This is a genomic window from Agarilytica rhodophyticola (genome assembly GCF_002157225.2).
GTDB classification, from domain to species: domain Bacteria; phylum Pseudomonadota; class Gammaproteobacteria; order Pseudomonadales; family Cellvibrionaceae; genus Agarilytica; species Agarilytica rhodophyticola.
In genome coordinates this window covers 5,310,217-5,334,249 of the sequence record NZ_CP020038.1, presented here as the reverse complement: position 1 = coordinate 5,334,249, position 24,033 = coordinate 5,310,217, and the positions used below count along the sequence as shown (strand labels likewise).

Annotated in this window: 17 protein-coding genes; 15 read left to right on the top strand and 2 right to left on the bottom strand. The window is 39.9% G+C overall.

Annotated features, from left to right (window positions below; translation table 11 throughout):
• Nucleotides 1-283: 283 nt before the first annotated feature.
• Nucleotides 284-3,175 carry a S8 family serine peptidase gene (locus tag BVC89_RS22190; protein WP_086933301.1) on the top strand — a complete coding sequence of 964 codons (2,892 nt, stop codon included), beginning with the start codon at nucleotides 284-286 and terminating at the stop codon, nucleotides 3,173-3,175.
• A 357-nt stretch (nucleotides 3,176-3,532) separates the two neighbouring features.
• Nucleotides 3,533-5,275 (top strand): bifunctional isocitrate dehydrogenase kinase/phosphatase, encoded by a 1,743-nt coding sequence (gene aceK, locus BVC89_RS22185; protein ID WP_158658071.1) that lies wholly within the window; start codon nucleotides 3,533-3,535, stop codon nucleotides 5,273-5,275.
• 173 nt (nucleotides 5,276-5,448) lie between these two features.
• Here aceK and aceA read toward each other — a convergent pair whose 3' ends face one another.
• A complete protein-coding gene (aceA, locus tag BVC89_RS22180) occupies nucleotides 5,449-6,780 on the bottom strand; it encodes an isocitrate lyase (RefSeq protein ID WP_086933299.1) in 1,332 nt (443 codons plus the stop codon).
• A 119-nt stretch (nucleotides 6,781-6,899) separates the two neighbouring features.
• On the opposite strand from aceA, the gene BVC89_RS22175 reads away from it, so the two are divergent.
• The 11 genes from BVC89_RS22175 (at nucleotide 6,900) to BVC89_RS22125 (ending at nucleotide 20,216) form a co-directional block, all read left to right on the top strand.
• Complete coding sequence (locus tag BVC89_RS22175) at nucleotides 6,900-7,835, top strand: LysR family transcriptional regulator (RefSeq protein ID WP_086933298.1); 936 nt, start codon at nucleotides 6,900-6,902, stop codon at nucleotides 7,833-7,835.
• A gap of 186 nt (nucleotides 7,836-8,021) precedes the next feature.
• Complete coding sequence (locus BVC89_RS22170; protein ID WP_245929195.1) at nucleotides 8,022-10,307, top strand: malate synthase G; 2,286 nt, start codon at nucleotides 8,022-8,024, stop codon at nucleotides 10,305-10,307.
• Between the two features lie 68 nt (nucleotides 10,308-10,375).
• Nucleotides 10,376-12,028 carry a phosphoenolpyruvate carboxykinase (ATP) gene (gene pckA, locus BVC89_RS22165; RefSeq protein ID WP_245929193.1) on the top strand — a complete coding sequence of 551 codons (1,653 nt, stop codon included), beginning with the start codon at nucleotides 10,376-10,378 and terminating at the stop codon, nucleotides 12,026-12,028.
• A gap of 169 nt (nucleotides 12,029-12,197) precedes the next feature.
• Entirely contained in the window at nucleotides 12,198-13,205 is a 1,008-nt protein-coding gene (gene fbp / locus BVC89_RS22160) for a class 1 fructose-bisphosphatase (protein ID WP_086933297.1), read from the top strand.
• A gap of 464 nt (nucleotides 13,206-13,669) precedes the next feature.
• Entirely contained in the window at nucleotides 13,670-14,719 is a 1,050-nt protein-coding gene (locus BVC89_RS22155; protein ID WP_086933296.1) for a class I fructose-bisphosphate aldolase, read from the top strand.
• 563 nt (nucleotides 14,720-15,282) lie between these two features.
• Nucleotides 15,283-16,458: a Re/Si-specific NAD(P)(+) transhydrogenase subunit alpha gene (locus BVC89_RS22150; protein WP_086933295.1), complete on the top strand. Its 1,176-nt coding sequence runs from the start codon at nucleotides 15,283-15,285 to the stop codon at nucleotides 16,456-16,458.
• A gap of 10 nt (nucleotides 16,459-16,468) precedes the next feature.
• Entirely contained in the window at nucleotides 16,469-16,753 is a 285-nt protein-coding gene (locus BVC89_RS22145; RefSeq protein ID WP_086933294.1) for a proton-translocating transhydrogenase family protein, read from the top strand.
• Between the two features lie 10 nt (nucleotides 16,754-16,763).
• Nucleotides 16,764-18,167 carry an NAD(P)(+) transhydrogenase (Re/Si-specific) subunit beta gene (locus BVC89_RS22140; RefSeq protein ID WP_086933293.1) on the top strand — a complete coding sequence of 468 codons (1,404 nt, stop codon included), beginning with the start codon at nucleotides 16,764-16,766 and terminating at the stop codon, nucleotides 18,165-18,167.
• A 316-nt stretch (nucleotides 18,168-18,483) separates the two neighbouring features.
• A complete protein-coding gene (locus BVC89_RS22135; RefSeq protein ID WP_086933292.1) occupies nucleotides 18,484-19,164 on the top strand; it encodes a CsgG/HfaB family protein in 681 nt (226 codons plus the stop codon).
• Nucleotides 19,165-19,178: 14 nt separating this feature from the next.
• Entirely contained in the window at nucleotides 19,179-19,553 is a 375-nt protein-coding gene (locus BVC89_RS22130) for a DUF4810 domain-containing protein (protein ID WP_086933291.1), read from the top strand.
• A 24-nt stretch (nucleotides 19,554-19,577) separates the two neighbouring features.
• The gene (locus BVC89_RS22125) at nucleotides 19,578-20,216 is read left to right on the top strand and encodes a DUF799 domain-containing protein (protein ID WP_086933290.1); all 639 of its coding nucleotides are present in this window, start codon (nucleotides 19,578-19,580) and stop codon (nucleotides 20,214-20,216) included.
• Nucleotides 20,217-20,222: 6 nt separating this feature from the next.
• Here BVC89_RS22125 and BVC89_RS22120 read toward each other — a convergent pair whose 3' ends face one another.
• Nucleotides 20,223-20,969: a glycosyltransferase family 25 protein gene (locus BVC89_RS22120; protein ID WP_086933289.1), complete on the bottom strand. Its 747-nt coding sequence runs from the start codon at nucleotides 20,967-20,969 to the stop codon at nucleotides 20,223-20,225.
• An 849-nt stretch (nucleotides 20,970-21,818) separates the two neighbouring features.
• Here BVC89_RS22120 and BVC89_RS22115 point away from each other — a divergent pair.
• Together BVC89_RS22115 and BVC89_RS22110 are read left to right on the top strand one after the other, a co-directional pair.
• Nucleotides 21,819-22,970 carry a glycosyltransferase gene (locus BVC89_RS22115; RefSeq protein WP_086933288.1) on the top strand — a complete coding sequence of 384 codons (1,152 nt, stop codon included), beginning with the start codon at nucleotides 21,819-21,821 and terminating at the stop codon, nucleotides 22,968-22,970.
• Between the two features lie 136 nt (nucleotides 22,971-23,106).
• Nucleotides 23,107-24,018, top strand: a complete 912-nt coding sequence (locus tag BVC89_RS22110; protein WP_086933287.1) for a DUF6492 family protein — start codon at nucleotides 23,107-23,109, stop codon at nucleotides 24,016-24,018.
• Nucleotides 24,019-24,033 lie beyond the last annotated feature (15 nt).

The following is a 24,033-nucleotide window of genomic DNA, read 5'->3' as shown; positions in this document are numbered from 1 at the left end:
GCTTTTAAAAATAATTAATTTAATATTTTTGAGTTGTGAACTCCATCAAATTAACAAAATTACTATGCTATTAAATATCTATACAGCATTATTAAAACGTTGCGTAAGAAAATCATCGGTAGAATCCTAGTGACATTATCAAACAACTATTTTCCACAGCGGCCATTTGCCGGTAAGTTTGCAAATATCTAATTGATTTTTTAACTTCGCAGTCTCAGTGTAAACGTATTCAAACCTTAATTAACTCATAAACTATTAATCATTAATACTGGAGAAAAATAAAATGATTTTTAATCGCCATAAAATATTTTTATCTATTCTCGCAGCACTTCCTTTTGTGACTTCTCTATCTAAGCCTGTGTTCGCATCTGATACATCATTGTTAAATAATGCTACTAACCATGAAAAAATAAACCTATCAAACCAAAAAGCAACAGAACATTTTGTTCGGATGGAATTGCAGTCATTGATTCCATGGATAAAAAAGCAGGAAAATATGGGTAAAATACTCACCTCCAAACAAAAAATGGAGCGTGTTAATTTTTTAAAAAAAGCTATCGCAAAAAAAATGGATGAACTGACTGCTTTAGGTTTTCAACCAACAGACCCCGTTGTTCTGGTGGATATTGGTTTTAGTGTTGTTGCGACAAAAGATCAACTAGCTAAGATTTATGAAATAGATGGAATTAAGTCAATCATTGCTAAACCTTCTATCCGCCCTCAGCGAAATTATAGTACTCCATGGATTGGCGGCGCTCGCGCTCATGACTTAGGTTTTAAGGGTAAAGGTCAAGTAATTGGTATCCTCGATACAGGTATTGATTACACCCACAAAGATTTCGGTGGTGATGGCAACTATTTACAAAATCCCCCCGACGCTATCGAACCAGGTTCATTCCCCATAGGGCGAGTGATAGGGGGGTATGATTTTGTAGGTAACGCTTCCGATAGCTTCAGTGCCATCCCTGATGAAAATCCTATGGACTATCGAGGTCATGGCACTCATGTAGCGGGTATTGCAGCGGGTAATGGTATCGAAGGCATCGTGGGGCCAGGAATCGCGCCAGAAGCAAGTATATTAGCATACAAAGTTTTTTCTGATGATCGAGATGTCATTGACGAAAACAGAAATAAAGTTGTTGAGGCCATCGAAATGGCTATAGACCCTAATCAAGATGGAGATATGAGTGACTCAGCAACTGTTCTAAACCTCAGCTTTGGTATTTCATTCGGGGGCTTGAATACACCTTCAACTGTCGCGGTGAAAAATGTAATTGATAGTGGTGTGTCGGTCGTTTTAGCCGCAGCGAATAATGGTAATAATATTCCTTATAATATCAATGATATTGGCGCTACTGTTGAGGATGCTATTCTTGTAGCCGCCAGCGCGGTTGGCAATATGCCTAGAACATTTATTCCTTTTTCATCTGAATCAGGTCGGCGTTTTGATATATTTGCCTCGCTCTTTGAAACTCAGCTTATTCCCGCGATTACAACTCCCATTGTTGGGGAAGTCGTCAAAATGACACCTTTTGATGCTTGTGACCCCCCTTCTGACAGTGATATCAATGGCCGTATTGTGGTTACATTTGATGACTTTTTTAGCTGCCCATTTTTTGTAAAGGTTGATAACCTTAAAAGAGCTGGAGCGAGTGCTCTCATTTTAGTTTCTGATCGCATACCATTAATGGCAGATATTATTGCACCATCGGATGGCAACGTAGAAGGTATACCTGTCTTGGATATCACATCCGAAGAATACAAGCAATTAGACCAAGAATTAGATAATTATAAGGTAGTCGCTGAGCTGTCAAAGGACAATGTAAAAGCCTATACAACTGCTGCTGATGTTATTGCAAGTTTTAGTTCTAGAGGCCCAGGGCCATCAGGTTTATTTAAACCCGATGTATCCGCACCGGGTTTTAATATTACTTCTGCTACTGCTCGCACAGGTGATGGAGTAGATATAAGCAATGGAACCTCAATGGCTGCACCACAAGTAGCGGGCATGGTTGCTTTACTAAAAGAAAAATTTCCTAATTTGGCTCCTCCAGCAATTAAAGCCATCATCCAAAACACAACGACACCGGCAAAATTATATAATCAGCCTGATCTCAGTCCACCACTCAGTTTACAAGGTACTGGCGTTGTGAATATTGAAAAAGCATTGCAAGCCACTAGCTATGTTTATCCCGGTGGGGTTGGATTTGGGGTAATTAATCCTGAATACAATGCTTCAGCAACGCGTTATATGACTATTACCAACATGTCTAACTACGGAAAGAGGTATCGCATTGAGCATGCTCCAAATCAACGTTTACCCGACGGTGTTATGCAAATAAGTGTTAATAGTGAGGTATATGTGGGCGCGGGGCAATCAGAGCGCATTCCAGTTAATATGCATATTAATGCCAATAAGCTACAAGGATCTAGAAGAAATGAGGTAGATGGTTGGTTATTGGTTCGTAGTGATGAAGAAATGATGCGAGTGGGCTATATGGCTATCGTTAACCCCGCATCTAAACTTAATGTAAGCAAGCAAAATGGCATATTCCAATTGAGAAACAATGCCTTTGGTGATGCCATTGTTCACCCTTATACCTTAGCTTTCCACCGGGATAATAGCTCTGAACCCAATGGTATCAAAAGTATGGGGTTTCGTTTATCAGATAAAGGGTTCCTCGAACTCGGCATCAATGCCAACGAAGATTGGGCTAATTTTGGCTTTAAACAGTTTGAAATGTGGATCGATCTTGATGAAGATAATATTGATGATTACCACATTACGGTTCAACATGAAGGCGCTTTTAGAGCTTCTAGGAATGATGACTTAGACGTTATTATTCGGTCACTTACTGGGGCAATGCCCCCTGCATTTGTTAAGACAGCAAATGCTTACCTCGACAACTCGATTATGACCATTAACTTACTTGATATTATTAGGTTTGATGGCGACAACACATTCAATTATAGAGCCAGTATTAAAGATCTTCTGGATGTCAGCGCGCAAACGCAAATGACGGGCAGTATTGATTTGAGTAAATCGATAAATTTTGATCAAGAAGTTGTATCAGTTGCTGCTCAACGGTCAAGTTCGCTACAGGCAAATGGAACGACGGAAATTCTATTCCTCAGCCCAACCGAGAAGAAAGGCAGTCGCTCAATCATTCGTTAGTCAAATTCTCTTCAATAGATCTAATATAACGGCGCCGCTCATAGTGTACCTGGCTATAAGTTGGTTGCCGTTATCACTGCACAAATACTGTACTGCATTAATACGTCAGTGTCTTAACATCATAATTACTTCTGATTGATAACTTCCCGGCTTGATATTAAGTTTCTGCAAAGTGTTGCTATGTTTTGATACACCAGCTTCGGTGTCACACCTTTTTTAAAAGTGCGAAGTCAAAAGCCTAGGAAGATCTCGCATTTGCCTTTGATTTGTCTAAACTCCATTCAGGTATTGCTTGGGAGTAACCGACTAATTACACTAGTGAGTTAAATCCGCTAATTAAAATGTAGGGTATTCATTTTGGATAAGAATTCTTTAGTAGAACGGATCGCAACTTTGATAATGGATGGTTTTGATCGCGATTTTCGTACCTTTAATTCTCATACAGCTAAAGCCCCAAGACTGTTTGAACAGGGTGACTGGAAGGGAATTCAGGCAGCATCAAAAGATCGTATACAGGGCTACGATATAAGAATAAAAGAAACCTGTAATTATCTCAAAGAGATTATTGGTGAGCGTAAAGAACTCTTAGAAGAAAATTTATGGCGTGAGATAAGAGCCAAATATGCCGAATATTTGAAGAGCCATCAGCAGCCGAAACTCGCGGAAAGTTATTACAATTCAGTTTTCTGCCGTACTCACCACCGCCGTTACTACAACAACGATAATATCTTTGTGCGCTCATCACTGTTATCCAGTGATATCCAGGTAAATTCACCTACCATCAATATGTATAACTGTGATGTCAGTGGTATTAATGAAACATTGACTCAAATTATGCATGATTTTAGCTTTAATGTGCCTTATGAAGATTTAGCGCGCGATATACAACTTGTAGTAAGGCGTTATTTAAAGACGTCTAAGTTTGAAGTTCGTCGCGATACAAAATTTCATTTTGATGTTGTCAACAAGCCATTTTTTAGAAATAAAGCGGCTTATATTATCGGTCGGATTGTTACCGACTATGGCGATCAGGCCTTTTGCATACCGGTACTCAACAATGAAAACGGTAGCCTATATCTCGATACTTTAATCCTTGATCTTAGAGAATTAAATGTGTTGTTTGGTTTTGCTCGCGCCTACTTTATGGTGGAAACTGAGTCTCCCGCTGACCTAGTCAGTTTCTTACAGCGGCTATTAGTGAGTAAATCCCGCACTGAACTCTATACCCATATCGGTTTCCAAAAACATGGAAAAACCCAGTTTTATCGAGAATTTTTAGAACACTTAGATAATAGTACCGATAATTTAGTACAGGCGCCAGGCATTGAAGGGATGGTGATGGCGGTATTTACCTTACCCTCTTTCCCTTATGTATTTAAACTCATTAAAGATAAGTTTCCGCCAGAAAAAGAAACAACCGAAGAAAAAATTAAAGAAAAATATATGCTGGTCAAATTGCATGACCGAGTGGGACGAATGGCCGATACTCTAGAATATTCTCATGTTGGCTTACCCCGCAGCCGTTTTAGCCAGGTGCTTTTAGATTATTTGCACCGAGTAGCACCTTCTAAAATTGAAATTGAGGGAGACAAGGTTGTTATTAAACATTTATATATTGAGCGGCGTATGACGCCTTTGAATATTTACCTACATAATGCTACCCAAGCGCAGACACGAAATGCCATTCAAGATTTTGGTGATGCCATCAAGCATATGATTGCAGTTAATATTTTCCCTGGTGATATGCTGCTAAAAAATTTCGGTGTATCACGTCATGGGCGCGTGGTGTTCTATGACTATGACGAAATCGAATATATGACCGATATGAATTTTCGTAAGATACCCGAAGCTACCAATGAAGTGGATGAATTTTCTGATAAACCCTGGTATCACATAAATCCTCGAGACGTTTTTCCCGAACAATTTTTAAAATTTGTATTGGTAAAACCGGAATACCGCGAGCCTTTTTTAGAAAAGCATAGAGAGTTATTGGATTACAAGTTTTGGCAAGAAAAACAAAATCAGATTAGACACGGTGTTTACCAAAATGTTTTCCCATATCCTGAGAAGAACCGTTTTATTTATGAGCGTAATAAATAAAATTATATAACTGCAAAGGAATTGCTAATAGCGTAGATATAAATACTACAGGCTCTAGCAGCAATAATTCACGTATTTAATGCATTAAAAAACGGCGACAGCCGGGTAAATGAGCTGTCGCCGATTAATCTTACATTCATGACTAGTAATAAAATGTAAGGAGGAAAAAGCTCTTAGAATTGTGCCGCTTCTGTTGAGCCTGTTAAAGCAGTTACGGATGAGTTGCCCCCTTGAATAACATTGGTAATGTCATCGAAATAGCCAGTTCCTACCTCTTGCTGATGAGCAACAAAAGTGTACCCTTTACGGGCATCCATAAATTCTTTTTCTTGTAGCTCTACGTAAGCACTCATATCACGTCGAGCGTAAGCATGTGCAAGGTTAAACATACTATTCCACATATTATGAATTCCAGCCAATGTAATAAACTGGAATTTATAACCCATAGCGGATAACTCCGTTTGGAATTTAGCGATAGTGGCATCATCTAAATTTTTCTTCCAGTTAAACGAGGGCGAACAGTTGTATGCCAAAATTTGATCTGGGTATTCCTTCTTAACGGCTTCTGCAAATTGTTTAGCTTCATCGAGATTAGGGGTCGCAGTTTCACACCAAAGTAAATCGGCATAAGGAGCATAGGAAATACCGCGATCAATAGCTTGTTCTATGCCTGCTTTAACACGATAAAATCCTTCGCTGGTGCGTTCACCTGTAATAAATTTCTTGTCGCGAGGATCATTGTTGGAGGTTAACAAATCGGCAGCATTGGCATCCGTACGGGCAAGTAAGATGGTTGGTACCCCTGCGACATCCGCTGCTAAGCGTGCGGCGATTAACTTATCAACAGCCTCTTGTGTTGGTACCAAGACCTTGCCACCCATGTGACCACATTTTTTAGCAGAAGCTAATTGGTCTTCAAAATGCACACCGGCGGCACCAGCGCTAATCATATTGCGCATAAGTTCATAGCCGTTAAGTACTCCGCCGAAACCGGCTTCTGCATCAGCCACTATTGGCGTGAAGTAGTCGATGTAACCTTCGCTATCTTGCGTTTTGCCCTCGCGCCATTGAATTTGATCGGCTCGGCTGAAGGCGTTGTTAATTCGACGCACAACTGTCGGTACAGAATCAACCGCATAAAGCGATTGATCGGGATACATTGTTTCTGAGGTATTGGCATCAGCAGCAACTTGCCAACCAGATAGGTAAATCGCTTGTAATCCTGCTTTAACCTGCTGGACTGCCTGCCCACCTGTAAGTGCTCCCATGGCGTTAACGAAGTCTTTTTCGGGGCGGAATTCTGGGTGTGCTCCCTCTTCGATAAGTTTCCATAATTTTTCTGCACCTCGTTGAGCAATAGTATGCTCCTCTTTCATGGAGCCACGCAGACGAACAACGTCTTCTGCCGAATAGGTTCGCTCAACTCCAGCCCAACGTGGGTCTTCATTCCAGCTCTTTGTTATATTGTCAATTTCGTCTTGCCGATTGTAATCACCGGTAGGCATAGTCATGTCCTCTGTATTGATTCACTTATTCTGGTAAAACCCTGTGGAATTTGTTGACTAGCTTAAAAATGCGCGCATAATAAATCCAATTTATAGATTTTATTTTCGGTATTTATCTTATGAATCTCCACGGCATAGATCTGAACTTACTGGTGGCACTGAATGTGCTATTGAAGGAAAAGAGTGTCACTAACGCCGCTGATTTTTTAGGCATTACTCAGCCGGCAATGTCTAATGCTTTAAAACGACTGCGTGTTCAGTTTAACGACCCGATTCTGGTGAGAACAAGCGACGGAATGAAAGCTACAGACCGAGCTAAGCAACTAGAACCGCAAATACGTGAATTGATTTTACATGTAGAGCGTGTCGTTCAACCGGTGCAGGACTTTGATCCTCTCCATAGTGATAGATTCTTTCGGATTGCCGTTAGTGATTATGCGGAATCGACACTTATTCCGAAACTATTAGATTTTGTTCGCGAAAAAGCGCCCAATATTGTGATCGATATCATGACCCCAAGTGATGTTAGTTATCATGATGTTGAACAAGGCCACGTGGATTTTGTTATCAACCGTTTTGAAGAGTTACCTAACTCTTTCCACCAAACACTTTTATGGCACGATACATTTACCTGCATGATGTGGAAGGGCAATCCTATTGTCGATAACTTTAATTTACAAAGCTATTTGGATTCGCAACATCTATGGGTAAGTAAAACAGGCATGGGAGTAGGGGTAGGCGTTAACCCCGAAGATGTACAGCGTTTAGGTTGGGTCGATGCGGCGCTTGACGAACTGGGTTTAAAGCGGAAAATTAAGGTGTTTACTCGTCATTACCAGGCTGCGATGCTACTGGTAGAAAACAAAGATTTAGTGCTGACTATTCCCAGCCGAGCTGCCCGCCTAAGAGCCGATAATCCCAATTTGGTTTTTCTTCCGCCACCGTTTAAGATTCCCGAAATGGAGCTTAATATGGCTTGGAGTGCACTATTACACAATAATCCAGCACATCGCTGGCTACGTCGAGCTATGGCCAACGTTGCACATAATTATTAAAAATACCGTTTTTTTGCAAATTATAGATTCACATTGTTAGCAAATAAGTGTGCTTGATCCTAATTACGTTATATCCATGAGTAATATTCACAGTAGTGATGTAGTGTATAACCAACATAAATTAGAGTAATCTTCCTTCTCCACATAGAATAGCGCCATTCTTAATTATGAAAGGTGGTACTCGTTGTGACTCACTCCCAGAATAACATCAATGCAGATTTAACGACTCAGTCTTCTAAAGAGCGAAGCTATGATGATTATGTTCGTGTGGAAGGCATTTGGGTCGATGCTCGATTAAAGGAATTTATCGATGTAGATGTGTTGCCAGGCACGGGTGTAAAACAGGAAAGTTTTTGGTCCGACTTTAGCGCTATCATCGACGAATTTACGCCTAGAAATAAAGCGTTATTAGCGCAAAGAGAAAAACTTCAAACGCTTATTGATGACTGGCACATTGCTCAGCGTGGTCAACTTTTCGATAAGAAAGCTTATCGCGAATTTCTGCAAGAGATTGGTTATATCGTACCTGAAGTAAGCGATTTTAAAATCACTACGCAAAATGTCGATGATGAAATTGCCAATCAAGCTGGCCCGCAACTTGTAGTTCCCTTAAAAAATGCGCGTTTTGCCCTAAATGCTGCGAATGCTCGTTGGGGAAGCTTATATGACGCTTACTATGGCACAGATGTCATCGATGAAAATGGCGAACTGGCCAGAGGCGCCCAATACAATAAGATTCGTGGTGCCGAGGTAATGAAAGCCGGTCGAAATTTTCTCGACAAAATTGCGCCATTGCAACAGGGTTCACACCACGATGTAGTTAAATATTATGTCGACCAAAATCGCTTGGTAGCGACTTTAAAAAATAATCTGGATACTGTTTTATCAGAGTCTGAAAAGTGTATAGCTTATCGCGGTTCTAGTGACCAACCCAGTGCTATATTATTGACAAATAATGGTTTGCGTTGCGAAATTCAAATTGATGGAAGCTCTGAAATTGGCAGTAGCGATGCTGCTGGTGTAAAAGATATTCTAATGGAAGCGGCATTAACGACTATTGTCGATTGTGAAGATTCTGTTGCAGCTGTTGATGCCGAAGACAAGTTGGAAATCTATCGTAATTGGTTAGGTTTGGTTAAAGGTACTTTAAGCACACGCTTTGAAAAAGTTGAGGTGACGCAGGCAGGTAAAACTCACCGTGTAATTGAGCGTTCACTTAATGATGATCGTCGTTATACAAGCATAGATGGCAATGAATTAATATTGCCCGGTCGCTCATTGCTATTTATTCGTAATGTGGGACACCTTATGACAAACCCGACTATTTTAGATAGTGAGGGTAGAGAAATACCTGAAGGAATTCTCGACGGTGTTATTACTAGTTTGATTTCAATTCATGATTTAAAGGAAAATGGGCGTTATCGTAACTCAAGGAAAAAAAGTATTTATATTGTAAAACCCAAAATGCATGGACCAGACGAAGTTGCTTTTACAGCCGATTTATTTGAGCGTATCGAACAAATCTTGGGCTTAAATAATGCTACTATAAAAATAGGCATTATGGATGAAGAGCGTCGCACTACTTTGAATTTAAAAGCGTGTATAAAACAAGCACCGGATCGCGCTGTCTTCATTAATACAGGGTTTTTAGATCGTACGGGCGATGAAATTCACACGAGTATGCAGCTTGGGCCGATGGTGCCGAAAATGCAAATGAAAGCGCAGCCTTGGATCCAAGCTTATGAAAACTGGAATGTTGCCACTGGCTTGATGTGTGGGCTATCAGGTAAAGCACAAATTGGCAAAGGGATGTGGCCGATGCCAGATAGGATGGCAGATATGATGCAAGCCAAGGTGGCGCATCCTCAAGCTGGCGCCAATACTGCATGGGTGCCATCGCCAACAGCGGCTACATTACATGCGTTACATTATCATGACGTTGCTGTCTTTGATCAACAAAAACTTATAGTCAGCAAAATTAATGAAAGCACCGAATTATGTTTTGAGGAATTGCTCAATATTCCACTATTGGTTGATAAAACACAATTAACTTCCGATACAATTCGTGCCGAAATAGAGAATAATTGTCAGGGGATTCTCGGTTATGTTGTACGTTGGATCGACCAGGGAATTGGTTGTTCAAAAGTACCCGATATTCATAACGTGGGTTTAATGGAAGATCGCGCTACATTGAGAATTTCGAGTCAGCATCTCGCTAATTGGCTGTTACATGGTATCTGTACTAAGGAAGACGTAGAAGCAGCTCTAGAGAGAATGGCAAAGGTTGTCGATGAGCAAAATAAAAATGATCCAGTATATGAACCTATGGCATCTGATTTATCGGGGAGTATCGCTTTTCGTGCAGCATCAGATTTAATTTTTATGGGGGCTGCCCAGCCAAATGGATATACCGAGCCCCTATTACATGAATATCGCAAACAGAAAAAACAACATCTTCAATCTAAATGTTAAAGATGATTGGATAATAAAACTATATAGACTAGAGCCCATACCCAGGTGAGGATAAAGAGTAGAAAACAATGATGTCAACTATAGAGTCTAGCCCCAACTTTACAAATTCATTACCCGATCGTATTGCTACCTATGTTGAAGCTATGGGAATTAGCAATGTGAAAGAAATTATTTACAACCCTAGTTACGATGACTTATACCGTGCTGAGACGGATGCCAGTTTGTCAGGCTATGAGAAAGGTCAAGTTACTGAAACTCAAGCGGTAAATGTCGATACGGGAAAATATACCGGCCGCTCACCTAAAGATAAATACATTGTTCTCGATGATGTCACTCGCGACACGGTATGGTGGACATCCGACAAGGTGAAAAATGATAACAAACCTATAAACCAAGAGGTTTGGAGTGATTTAAAGAAAGTCGTTTTAGATGAATTGTCGGGTAAGACCTTATACATTATTGACGGATTTTGTGGTGCTAACAGAAACACTTGCCTGCGAGTAAGGTTTATTGTTGAAGTGGCGTGGCAAGCGCACTTTGTTAAAAATATGTTTATTCGTCCAAGCGAGGAGGAACTACAAGATTTCGAACCAGATTTTGTTGTACTAAATGGTTCTAAAACAAGTAATCCAAATTGGCAGGCGCAAGGCTTAAACTCGGAAACATTTGTCGCTTTTAACTTAAGCGAAAAAATGCAGTTAATTGGTGGCACATGGTATGGCGGCGAAATGAAAAAAGGTATGTTCTCTATGATGAACTACTTTTTGCCACTGCAAGGTATTGCCAGTATGCATAGTTCAGCGAATGTTGGTGAAGATGGCGATGTTGCACTCTTTTTCGGTTTATCTGGTACGGGTAAAACAACTCTTTCTGCCGATCCCAAACGTGCTTTGATCGGCGATGATGAGCATGGTTGGGATGATGATGGTATTTTTAATCTTGAAGGTGGATGCTACGCTAAAACTATAGATCTGGACGCAGAAAAAGAGCCAGATATTTATCGTGCTATTAAGCGTGATGCCTTGTTAGAGAATGTTGCGGTCGATGAGACAGGTAAAATTAATTTCTGCGATAATTCAAAAACGGAAAATACACGGGTTTCTTATCCTATTTACCATATTGATAATATTGTTAAGCCTGTGAGTAAAGCGGGGCATGCTAAAAAAGTTATCTTTTTAACAGCAGATGCTTTTGGTGTTTTACCTCCTGTTTCAATACTTACTCCGGAACAAGCGCAGTACCATTACTTGTCTGGATTTACAGCTAAAGTTGCAGGAACAGAGTTGGGTGTTACCGAGCCGACACCAACTTTCTCGTCTTGTTTTGGTCAGGCATTTTTGTCTCTGCATCCAACTAAGTATGCGCAAGAACTTGTTAAGCGTATGAATGCAGCAGGTGCGAGTGCCTATTTGGTAAATACCGGCTGGAACGGTACAGGTAAGAGAATTAGCTTAAAAGCGACGCGGGCCATTATCGATGCTATTATGAACGGCAGTGTCGATCACTCGCAAACAGCCACTCTGCCTTACTTTAATCTGTCAATACCCACCGATATTGTGGGCGTTGATAATGAAATTTTAGATCCTCGCAATAGTTATTCAGATGTTAATGAATGGCAAGTTAGAGCGACTAAGCTTGCACAGTTGTTTGTTGATAATTTTGTTAAATTCACCGATTCCGCCCACGGGCAAGAGTTGGTAAGTGCTGGGCCACAACTATAATAAAAATATTGGTGACTCTTTTACAACAATTTGCAGGAAGCGAGTTGTTGTAAAAGTTAGTTTTAATAATATATTCACTTTTTTCGTGTAACTTTATTTTTTTCTTATAAAAAGAACTTTAATAGTAAATAGATAATATAAGTCACATTAAAATGACATGGAGGCAACTATGATCGACCCACTTACGCTGAATGAATTCATTGTTAAAAAACAGGATGAAGTTCAATTTAGCAGTGGTGAACTAAGCCAGCTTTTGGGTGCTATAACTCTAGCTTCAAAAATTGTACACCGTGAAATTAATAAAGCAGGATTATTAGATATTACTGGTAGTGCAGGTGTACAGAACATTCAAGGTGAAGACCAGCAAAAACTGGATGTTTATGCTAACGAGAAGTTCAAACAAGCCCTTGCGCTGCGAGGCCATGTGTGTGGAATTGCTTCTGAGGAAGAGGATGACTTTGTTTCCTTTTCCAATAATAACCAATCACTGAGCAAATATGTTGTTGCCTATGATCCTATAGATGGATCGTCTAATATTGACGTTAATATTCCTGTCGGCACTATCTTTTCTATCTACAAGCGTAAATCATCTAATGAAAAGCCCGTAGAAATAAGTGATTTCTTGCGCTTTGGACGAGAGCAAGTTGCTGCGGGGTATGTTATATATGGCTCTTCTACAATGCTTGTTTATACTACTGGACAAGGGGTAAATGGCTTCACTTTTGATCCTTCTGTTGGTGAGTTTTATCTGTCCCATGAAAATATGCGTATCCCAGAGAGAGGTAGTATTTATTCCATCAATGAAGGTAATGCAGATAAATTTTCAGAAGGCGCGAAGTGTTATCTCGAAGCATGTAAAAGTGGTAATACACTTTCAGGTAAGCCCTACAGTGCCCGCTATGTTGGCTCTTTAGTTGCAGATTTTCATCGTAACTTGATAAAGGGAGGTATTTTTATTTACCCTTCTTACCGCGGAGTTCCAAATGGGAAATTACGCTTATTGTACGAATGCAACCCTCTTGCTTTTATCGTTGAGCAAGCAGGTGGAAGTGCCAGCGATGGAAATACTAGAATTTTAGATTTAACAATGAATGAACTACACCAGCGTTGCCCACTTTTTATTGGGTCTAAGGAAATGGTCACGGAAGCTGAAAATTTAATGCGTTCTGAAATTTAGGTAATGCTCTCTTATAGCTTGTATAACTCGTATAGAGAGTTAAATAAGGTAATTAAATAGTATGTATGTGCTGTTGTATTACCAATATTATGATCAAAACAATTGCCACATCGACCAAAAGTTGATGGCAGTAATTTAAGGATAGGGAAGATAGTTTTCCTAAACTTTGTTTGGCGATATTAGAATAGTAAAAAATGCTATTTAGTTTTTATAAATTTTTATCAATTAAAACGTAAGCCTGCTATAGGATGTAGTATATTGGCTTTAGCTAGAGATTTAATTTATAAGCTTGTGATAAAGCCTACGCGAAAAATTACAAATTAAAATCAAAGTTTTTCTTGATGCCGCTTTACTTTAATTTGTGCGAGTAGAATAGGGATGGATACTGTTTTGCTGGTGGAGAAAGAAACGTGTTAATTTTTCTGGGTTTAATAAACTATAGTTCGTAAATGGGAGATGTTGTTATGTCTGATGTGTTAGATTTACTTAAAGATGAAGCAAGTTACTTACTTGATCATCGTTGTCAAGGGATATCCAAAGATTCGATTAGTGTTCCCAGCCCTAGTTATATCGATGATGTATTTGCTGCGACGGATAGACGTCCGGCAGTGTTGCGTAACTACCAGGCATTGTTAAATGCCGGCCGTTTAGGTGGCTCAGGTTATATTTCGATACTGCCAGTAGATCAGGGCATCGAGCATTCGGCAGGCGCTACTTTTGCGCCCAACCCTATGTATTTTGACCCACAAAATATTGTCGAGCTTGCTATTGAAGGTGGCTGTAGTGCAGTGGTGTCGACGCTCGGTATGCTCGGTACTGTATCAAGAAAATATGCACATAAAATTCCCTTTATTCTAAAGCTAAATCATAATGATGCAATGGTACATCCTGCGCATGCTGATCAGCGCATATTTGCTAGTGTTAAACAAGCTCTTGATATGGGAGCGGTGGGTGTTGGAGCAACGATATATTTCGGCTCTAGTGACTCTCGTAGACAGTTACAAGAAATCTCTGAAGCTTTCCAGCAGGCTCACGATTTAGGAATGATTACTATACTGTGGTGTTATTTGCGTAACCCAGACTTTAAAAAAGACGGTACTGACTTTCATGTCTCTGCTGACCTGTCTGGTCAGGCAAATCATCTTGGTGTCACTATTGAAGCTGACATTATTAAGCAGAAAATGGCAGAAAATAATGGCGGATTTAAGCATATTCCTGTCGGTAAAACCCATAAAAGAATATACGATGAATTGACCACCGACCATCCTATTGATTTAGTTCGTTATCAAGTGGCAAACTGCTATATGGGCAAAATAGGCTTAATTAACTCTGGCGGCGCGTCGGGCGACAATGATTTTGAACAAATTGTTCGTACTGCTGTAATTAATAAGAGAGCTGGCGGAATGGGGCTTATTTGTGGTCGTAAAGCATTTCAGCGGCCCTTTAAAGATGGTGTAAAAATATTGCATTCTATTCAAGATGTATATCTTGACGACCGAGTTACCATCGCATAAAACCTGATAGTATTTCTCTAAAATTTATCGTAACTGCCTGAAGCTATATATTAAACCTCACGTTAAACATAGCTTCAGGCATTGCCTCTACAATGCCTGCCAATTAGTTTATTTCCTGCACTTCCACCAGTCTATTTTCATATTAAATCCAAATAGGTGGACATATTTCACTATTGTATTTTTGATTATCACAAGACATTAATTTTTCTATCACTTACTGGGCTAAAGTTAGGTTTTCGATAAGGGTATTACATACAATTACTAGAAGCCATTGGGTTTATGTCAACAATGGCTATGATGAAATTAATCTTAACTAAAACTAGGCTGTTGATATATTTTATGCGATCATCGACTAGGCAAGGGAACATCTACTGCTAATATGCAGGTTTATTAGTGTGTCTATTTACACAAGGTAGCTTAAAAAATACCTTAGCATGATAAATAAATGTAGAGAGTTTCTGGTACATTAATCTAAGAATAAGAGTTTTTTAATTCGCGTTTGGGCAAATTAAAAGAGTGTACCTGCTTACGCCTAGCTACGCGTATTAAAATAGGGGGGGATAGTGAAAATAGTCATACCCAGAGAGCGCCGCTCATATGAGAAGCGTGTTGCCGCGACACCTGAAACTTGCAAAAAGTATACTGCGATGGGTTTTCAGGTAATGGTGGAAACTGGAGCTGGACTGCAAAGTCGTTATACCGACGCCATGTACGAGCAAGCGGGAGCAAGTCTCGAAGCTGATCTGGCTAAGTTATATAAAAGTGCAGACATCATTTTAAAGGTACAAAGGCCTATATTAAAAGGCGAAGACATAGAGGGTGAAGAGGCTTTTGATGAACTGTCATTCTATGAAGAAAACACCATTTTAATTTCGGTTCTGTCGCCTTTTAATGCCCCTCAATCCCTCGCAGCTTATGCTGATGCCAAAATTGTTGCGATGTCATTGGAATTTGTACCCCGCATCACACGTGCCCAAAGTATGGATGTGCTTAGTTCTCAAAGTAATCTTGCCGGCTACCGCGCGATACTTGATGCTGCCTACGAATACGATAGGGCCATGCCGATGATGATGACCGCTGCCGGCACGGTTGCGCCGGCAAGAGTCATGGTGCTCGGTGCAGGTGTTGCAGGATTACAGGCCATTGCTACAGCAAAACGCTTGGGAGCTATTGTTTCCGCCACTGATGTTAGGCCAGCAGCCAAGGAGCAAGTAGAAAGTCTCGGTGGTAAATTTGTAATGGTGGAATCGGAAGAAACCAAAGACGCTGAAACCGCCGGAGGCTACGCGAAGGAAATGAGTGACGACTTTAAGCGTAAGCAAGCAGAGCTTGTGGCCGAAACGCTAAAAAAACAAGATATTGTTATTTGCACGGCGTTAATTCCTGGTCGTAAAGCGCCTGTTCTGGTTACTGAAGAGATGGTAAAAAGCATGCGTCCTGGTTCCGTTATTGTGGATCTTGCTGTTGAGCAGGGGGGGAACTGTGAGTTTTCCCAGCCGGGCAAAGTGGTTGATGTTAACGGTGTTTCTATTGTTGGTCACATGAACGTTCCAAGCCGTCTTTCTTCTGATGCCAGCGCTTTATACGCCAAGAATGTATTTAACTACTTGTCGTTGCTCGCCAAGCAAGATAACGATTCGCTGAGGATAGATATTCCCTGGGATGATGAAATTATCGCGGCTTCTGCACTCACTCGTGATGGTGCTGTTATCCACCCAACATTTATTGAAAACCAATAGGAGAGAGACGATGCCATCAGAATTTGTGTCTCAACTGTCAATTTTTATTCTTGCCGTGTTCATCGGCTACTATGTCGTCTGGAGCGTGACACCCGCTTTACATACACCTCTAATGGCCGTAACTAATGCCATATCCAGTGTGATTATTGTCGGTGCTATTATCGCAGCCGGTCCTCAAGGATGGAGTATTTCAAAGGCCCTTGGCTTTGTTGCCATTATGCTGGCTGCCGTCAATATCTTTGGCGGCTTTGCTGTCACACAGCGCATGCTAGCCATGTATAAAAAGAAAAAATAAGGGGCTTTATATGCAATTACATACTGATTTGACGGCACTTGCCTATCTTGCCTCTGCTGTCCTATTTATTCTCGCATTGCGAGGCTTATCGTCACCCGAATCTTCGCGACTTGGCAATACCCTTGGCATTATCGGCATGGCTTTGGCTGTTATTACGACCATAATGAGTCCCGAAATTACCTCTTATGCTTGGATTTTTGTCGCTTTAGCCATTGGTGCGGTTATAGGTGTAGGGATAGCATCCAAAATCGCTATGACAGCTATGCCGCAGTTAGTGGCAGCCTTCCATAGTTTAGTGGGGCTAGCGGCGGTGCTGGTTGCTGGAGCGGCTTATAGTAATCCAGGTGCTTTTCATTTGTTATCTGACAGCGGTCAGATTTTTGTTGCCAGTAAAGTCGAAATGTCATTAGGTGCAGCGATTGGTGCCATGACATTCTCTGGTTCAGTGATTGCGTTTACGAAACTGCAGGGTCTGGTCTCTGGTGCTCCTGTGGTTTTTAAAGGACAGCACTTGTTAAATGCAATCTTGGGACTATCTATCGTCGTTTTGATTATTCTATTTTGTATCAATGAAGCACCATGGATGTTCATTGCCCTGGTTGCGTTGTCATTCTTGCTGGGAGTATTGATTATTATTCCCATTGGCGGTGCGGACATGCCGGTAGTGGTATCCATGCTTAATTCCTATTCCGGTTGGGCCGCCGCAGGCATCGGTTTTACTCTGCATAATAATGCGTTAATTGTCACCGGTGCATTAGTGGGCTCATCAGGTGCAATCCTGTCTTATATTATGTGTAAGGCAATGAACCGCTCGTTTTTCAGCGTTATCCTTGGTGGTTTTGGTGCTGAAGCCGAAGCCGGTGGAAGTTCTGCTGCAGTTGCCGATCGTGCGGTCAAACAGGGAAGTGCGGAAGATGCCGCATTCATTATGAAAAACGCAGGTTCCGTTATTATTGTGCCCGGTTATGGCATGGCGGTCGCTCAAGCGCAGCACGCCCTTAGTGAGATGGCGAATGCCTTGAAAGATGCTGGAGTAAAGGTAACTTATGCGATTCATCCCGTGGCAGGCAGGATGCCGGGGCATATGAATGTACTGCTAGCGGAAGCGAATGTCTCCTACGACGATGTTTTTGAGTTAGAAGATATTAACAATGAATTTCAAACAGCCGATGTAGCATTTGTTATAGGTGCTAACGACGTGACCAACCCAGCAGCTAAGACTGACCCCAGCAGTCCGATTTTTGGAATGCCCATCTTAGAAGTCGCTAATGCTAAGACCGTACTATTTGTTAAGCGGGGCATGGCAGCAGGTTACGCGGGTGTGCAAAACGAGTTGTTTTTTAGAGACAACACTATGATGCTATTCGGCGATGCCAAGAAGATGGTTGAGGGGGTTATTAAAAGTATAGAATAGTCGTATACATGAAATGCTAAGGGTAACATCATTAAGTGGTGTTACCCTACATATACCGTTTAAACCCTACATATACTGTTTAAAATAGTATAGACAATCCCAAGTGTATGAAAGCCTCCATCACTTAATAAATCCCAATATTTTTCTTTGGTTCAGCCTCGGTTAATGTTGATCATCTATCATAGTTGCTAAATTTATGTAAAAGCAGCTTTCTGTGGATTAATAAATAATTTCTCAGATGCTGCTTTTATATTTAAATGCAGTGGGCAACATGCCCTCAATACCAGATTGTTGTTAACCAATGGAGCGGACTCAGATGCTATCCCTTAAACGAACTTTAAGTTTTATATGTCTACCTTTAATTATTATTTTGGGTGGATGTTCTACTACAGAATCTCATAGAGAGGTAGTATCGGAAAAAGTACAAAGTTATGGGACATCTTATTCTGGTAAAAAGCATACTTTAGTTGTTGGAAAATTTGAAAATCGTTCAAATTACTTGCAAGGACTGTTCTCTTCCAATATTGATCGTTTGGGCAATCAAGCGAAAACTATTTTAAAAACCCATTTACAGCAAACTAATCGGTTTAAGCTGGTTGATCGTGAAAACATGGAAGGTATTGCTGAAGAAGCTGAGCTTGCTGGTATACAACAAAAACTTAAAGGCGCGCGTTATACCGTAACGGGTGCTGTCACAGAGTTCGGCCGTAAGCAAACCGGGGATAAACAACTTTTCGGTATTTTAGGATCAGGCAAAAAGCAAACAGCGTATGCTAAAGTCTCTTTAAATATCGTTGATGTCGTGAGTTCTGAAATTATTTACTCAGTACAAGGTGCTGGTGAGTATGCCCTTAGTAACCGTGAAGTATTAGGTTTTGGAAGTGATGCGGGCTATGACGCTACTCTTAATGGTAAGGTGCTTAATTTTGCAATAACAAATACAGTAAACGCTATGGTAAGAGATATTGAAAACGGAGTATGGCAAGTCACTGAATAAGGATATTGATAACAATGCAGTTTTCTTCTTTTAAATACACTAGTTTCTTGTTATTAGCTGCTATCTTATTAAATGGATGTACTTCCACAGATACGCTCTATCATTGGGGCAACTATGAAGGCTTACTATATAAAATGTATAACGAACCTGGAGAAGCCACACCAGAGGTTCAAATTGAACGTCTTATTGTAGATATTCAGAAGGCAGAAGCCTATGGTAAAAAAGTACCTCCAGGTGTTTTCGCCCATTTAGGTGTGATGTACGCGGCAAATGGAAATCTAGCCAAGGCTCAAGAGGCTTTTATCGAAGAGAAAACTCTATTTCCTGAAGCGGCTGTGTTAGTGGATGGTATGATTCTGCGTTCGCAGAATAGCTATAACAGTAAATGACAAAAGACATTAGGATGATGTGAGATGACTTATCGATACTGCAAATTATATATTTTATTAATAGTTAGTATTATTTTTGCTGGTTGTGAATCGGCTTCTACCTACCATGATAATAGTGCCTTTTTAGAGTCTAGGCCTCGCTCTATTGTGGTGATTCCCCCTCTTAATAACTCAATCGAAGTTAATGCAAGCTATACATTTTTGTCGACTATTTCCAAGCCCCTTGCTGAAAAAGGCTATTATGTCTTTCCTGTAGCAGTAATCGATTTGTTTATGAAAGAAAATGGATTGCCTGGTCCTGCCGAGATGAATAATATTCCCCTTGATAAAATTCGAGAAAATATTGGTGCTGATGCAGCTTTGTATATTGTGATCGACGACTGGGGACAAAAGTATCAAGTGCTATCATCTGCAGCGGTTGTGCATGCGGATCTTCGCTTGATTGATACCCGTAGTGGCGCTCTGTTATGGAGTGGTCGCGCGCGCGCAGAGCATAGTAGTGACAATGGCCAAAATGGTTTGGCTGGAGCCCTTATTGGTGCGATTGTCGATCAGGTTGCCGGCTCTGTTATTGATCACACTTATGATTTATCTCGCGAAGCTAACAATAAGGCAATTTATCAAAGTGGGTTTTTAGATGGGCCTTATCGATTACCTGACTAGATATTTTTAAAATTGTTTTGTATTTATAATTCGCTTCAAATTATATTTAATATTATGATTGAATTGAGCAGCCTTATTTAGTGCCCTTGCATATTCCTTCCCAGTTTTTTGTAACAAAGAAAGCTTTGGCTTATGGATATTTCTATTTATGTCGCTTGGTAAATCAGTTAAATGGATTGAAAAAGGCTTTAGTGCGTAACATTCGGTTTTATGAATCCAATAACTATCCATAAAATTATCAACAGCACAGTGCCAAGTTTTTGCATGATTTATAAAGTTTTGTGCAGCTCTAGGTGATATCATATACGCTTGTGTACCTGAAGGCGGTTTAAAATAGCGAATTAATGTGTGATTACCATAGTTATCTATTTTTTGATTTCTATTATCCCAGACACATGAAAGGCGAATATAATGATACTTATCAATTAACTGTTTTGCTGCATGTAATGCTTTAGGAAAATTATTATCAATCGTAATGTCATCTTCTAAAACTACTATTGTTTCTTGTGTGTTTACGCAAGTTTCCCACAATAGATAGTGAGATGCCCAGCATCCGAGCTCACCTCCTGATAGCTGCAAATCTAAAGAGGAACTTTTTCTGCTGATTTGATAGTGGTCAAACAAATAATGCTTGCTTTTGCGACCGTCAATAGCCTCAAAAAAAGCGTAATCTAAACTAAAGGGGGAGAGTTGTTGAGTAAGAAAGTCTTTGCGCTCTTTAGATTCTGCGAGATTTATAATAAATATCTTCATCGGAATATTTTCTATATAAAAAAATATCTTATAAAGAAAATATAATTCAAACAACTAAAGTCATTCTTAATTATGAAATATGTCTCAAAGCCTATAATTTTTAAGGTTTAAATGTATCTAAATGTATCAGGGTTTCTGGTGATTACCTTTTTAAATAGATCTTTAATGATTTAATTTGGTGAAATGAATGTGAGGTTATTATAGAGGGAGAGCCTTGAGTTTCTATGCTTTTGTAGGGATTAACGGTGTTTTTCTAACTAAAAATGAATATCTAAAAAAGTAATCGCTGACTTTTTATTGGAACATCTAATTTAAATCTGTGATTAAAGTAAGTACCTGCACTCATATATTAATTTCCGTAGTACCCCAAAGACTATTTTTATTTGCGATATGTTTTGGCCGAATTTCACTAGTAAATACGATCCAGACAAGGTTTTGTATTATTTTTAAGTGTGGAATATTATGTGGAGTTTCTGAGAGTTATCTTTATTGTATATAGGTAAAAACATAAGGGTTTATAAGTCTAGTGTTGGCTATTTTTTATGATGATTAAAATAGTCTATTGCTAATTTTAAAGTGCCTTCAATGCTTATCTATTATATAAAGCCTCATCACAGAATTTTACTCATTATCATTAAAGGGGTAGTTTCGTTTGTTGTCTTAGTTAATCTTGCTTTTCCTGTATGTAAACACGCCAATATGGGGTTGTTTGTTTTTTGATCTTTTGTGGGGTGCCCACAATAATAAATTTGTTTGATATAATATCTTCGATCTAGTTGGTTCATCTAGGTTACTTATTATTATGTATAATAGTTAAATATTCTTGTCTGGTTTATATGGGTCAAACATATGGCTTCTAGCTATGATGATAGCAAAAAGGTTCTCTTTATCCTCCCTAGTCTAGGAGACGGCGGCTCCGAAACATCATTGTTAAATGTGTTGAGGGTTTTTGAAAAAAATGGTCACTCTATCGAGTTAATTATAGAGAAGCAGACAGTAGCTGAGACGCAAGACCAAGGAGAGCACCTAATGCTACCTGACGGTGTTAAGGTTCACCATTTGCATGATAAGTTTATGGGAAAGAGTGGAAGTAAGTTTTTAAGAAAATACGCCTTATTGCGATTAATCCGACAATTGGATGTAAAGGTTGCCGGCTATGACTTAATCTTATCAAACTACGTTACATCTAATGCCTTTGTTGAACGCTATTTCCCTGACAAAGTATATTACTGGGTTCATTTCGACTTTAGTAGCCAGATGCGTAAAAACTATGAAATTTCTCGTCGAAAAGGTGATCGATTCAAAAAGAAGCTAAAAGCGTACTTCAATAATAAAAATCTTATATTTGTGTCTAAAGGTGCTTCAGACTTTCTTTTATCTCTGACTGGTTTTAAAGCGCGCACCGCGACAGTTATTCATAATATGTTTGATATTGATAGGATTCAGAATGCTGCATGTGAAGAGCAAAACAAGATACCTCCGGAGCCTTATATTATTCATATCGCAAGGCTTGATATTTTTCAGAAACGTCAAGATCTGCTCTTCGAAGCATTTAAACATATTGATTCTCGCTATAAATTGGTACTTTTGACGCGTTCTAGTTTAGAGCTAGACGCTATGATTCGTAATGCAGGTTTGAGTGATAGGGTTATCGTTGCTGATTATCAGAAAAACCCGTATCCATGGATTAAAAAAGCTCGATTATTGGTGCTCTGCTCAGATTATGAAGGCTTACCTATGTCCATCATTGAATCCTTAATCTGTCATACCGAAGTGGTCAGTACCGACTGCCCTTCAGGACCAGCTGAAATTCTTAGCGGTGCTTTATCTAACAACTTAGTACCATGCAATGATGCTCAAGCATTTGCCAATAAGGTTAATGAAGTACTGGCAAATCCTGCTCCTAAAAGCTCTTTTGACGACTATATTCAAAGGTTTTCGCAAGATACCATCTTCCCTCATTACCTAAACTTAATCGGTAACGAGGAGGATTCATTATAAGCTATCTTTCTGGAACTATATCAGTCTAATGTTGCCGATTTGTTGAGCTACTTTCTAGGTATCCTCTTATCTGTTGACAAGTTTGATCCAGGGATGCTTCACTTCCCCATTATTTATACTCTTTGACTGACTAACTATGACAAAAATTAATAAACTCGGAGCTGTTTTACCTCTATGCATCCGAGGTAGCTATGATATAGACGATTTAGGGCGTGTTGAGATACTTTTTCGCTCCCTAACTGCTTTCTCCGCTCCTGGCTTATTTGGCACATTTTTAGTTGTGACGCCTTCGGACGAGGTGCAAATTGTTAGGCAGCGCTGTGAAAAATGGTCTCATTTAGGAATAGAGGTTATTTCAGAAGAAGAACTAATTCCTGAGTTAGTCAATCATCGAGAATTGCGGGGGTGGCGTAAACAACAGCTGGTAAAGATCGCAGCAGCGAGGCGGATTAAAGAAGAGTTTTTCATTACCTTTGATGCCGATGTTATATGTTTGAAGCCCATCAGTATAGACAATCTTATTATCGACGGGCGTGCCTTGTTACAGTATGAGTACCGTTCTCAGCACCCTAAATGGTGGAAGTCTTCTGCCAGGATTCTTAAGATGGATGCGGATGTGGGAAATGTTGAGTATGGTATGACCGTAACACCTGCAATTCTTGCCAAGGACTTATGTAACAAGTTGGCTGAGGAACTGAGTGATAAGAAATATGGTTCATGGGTGGATAAAATATGTGCATTACACAAGCCAAAAAACCCATCTAACTGGACTATTAGCCGTTTTCTTAAATCCAAGTGGACCGAGTATTCGCTCTATTATTTATGTGCAATGAAGTTACAGTTGCTAGATCAATATCATGTGACTGCAGGTTCAGCTGATGTTCCACAGCTCATGCTCATTCACGACTCCCATCCATTTGAAAATTGGGATGTCGCTAAAAGCTTTTCAAATAAATGCCCGGGGCTATTTTGTGTTGTTGGCAGTAAATCGAGGTTAGAGCCTGAAGTCGTTTGGGACAAAGTGAAACCTTTTATCCCTTTTGAGTGATTCCTATGATGCCTG

Bases quoted from the DNA above. Each gene is read 5' to 3' on its own strand.
- BVC89_RS22120 (WP_086933289.1), bottom strand. From the start codon at position 20,969: ATGAAGATATTTATTATAAATCTCGCAGAATCTAAAGAGCGCAAAGAC.
- BVC89_RS22175 (WP_086933298.1), top strand. From the start codon at position 6,900: ATGAATCTCCACGGCATAGATCTGAACTTACTGGTGGCACTGAATGTG.
- fbp (WP_086933297.1), top strand. From the start codon at position 12,198: ATGATCGACCCACTTACGCTGAATGAATTCATTGTTAAAAAACAGGAT.
- BVC89_RS22135 (WP_086933292.1), top strand. From the start codon at position 18,484: ATGCTATCCCTTAAACGAACTTTAAGTTTTATATGTCTACCTTTAATT.
- BVC89_RS22145 (WP_086933294.1), top strand. From the start codon at position 16,469: ATGCCATCAGAATTTGTGTCTCAACTGTCAATTTTTATTCTTGCCGTG.
- BVC89_RS22190 (WP_086933301.1), top strand. From the start codon at position 284: ATGATTTTTAATCGCCATAAAATATTTTTATCTATTCTCGCAGCACTT.
- BVC89_RS22140 (WP_086933293.1), top strand. From the start codon at position 16,764: ATGCAATTACATACTGATTTGACGGCACTTGCCTATCTTGCCTCTGCT.
- aceA (WP_086933299.1), bottom strand. From the start codon at position 6,780: ATGCCTACCGGTGATTACAATCGGCAAGACGAAATTGACAATATAACA.
- BVC89_RS22115 (WP_086933288.1), top strand. From the start codon at position 21,819: ATGGCTTCTAGCTATGATGATAGCAAAAAGGTTCTCTTTATCCTCCCT.
- pckA (WP_245929193.1), top strand. From the start codon at position 10,376: ATGATGTCAACTATAGAGTCTAGCCCCAACTTTACAAATTCATTACCC.
- BVC89_RS22110 (WP_086933287.1), top strand. From the start codon at position 23,107: ATGACAAAAATTAATAAACTCGGAGCTGTTTTACCTCTATGCATCCGA.
- BVC89_RS22130 (WP_086933291.1), top strand. From the start codon at position 19,179: ATGCAGTTTTCTTCTTTTAAATACACTAGTTTCTTGTTATTAGCTGCT.
- BVC89_RS22125 (WP_086933290.1), top strand. From the start codon at position 19,578: ATGACTTATCGATACTGCAAATTATATATTTTATTAATAGTTAGTATT.
- BVC89_RS22155 (WP_086933296.1), top strand. From the start codon at position 13,670: ATGTCTGATGTGTTAGATTTACTTAAAGATGAAGCAAGTTACTTACTT.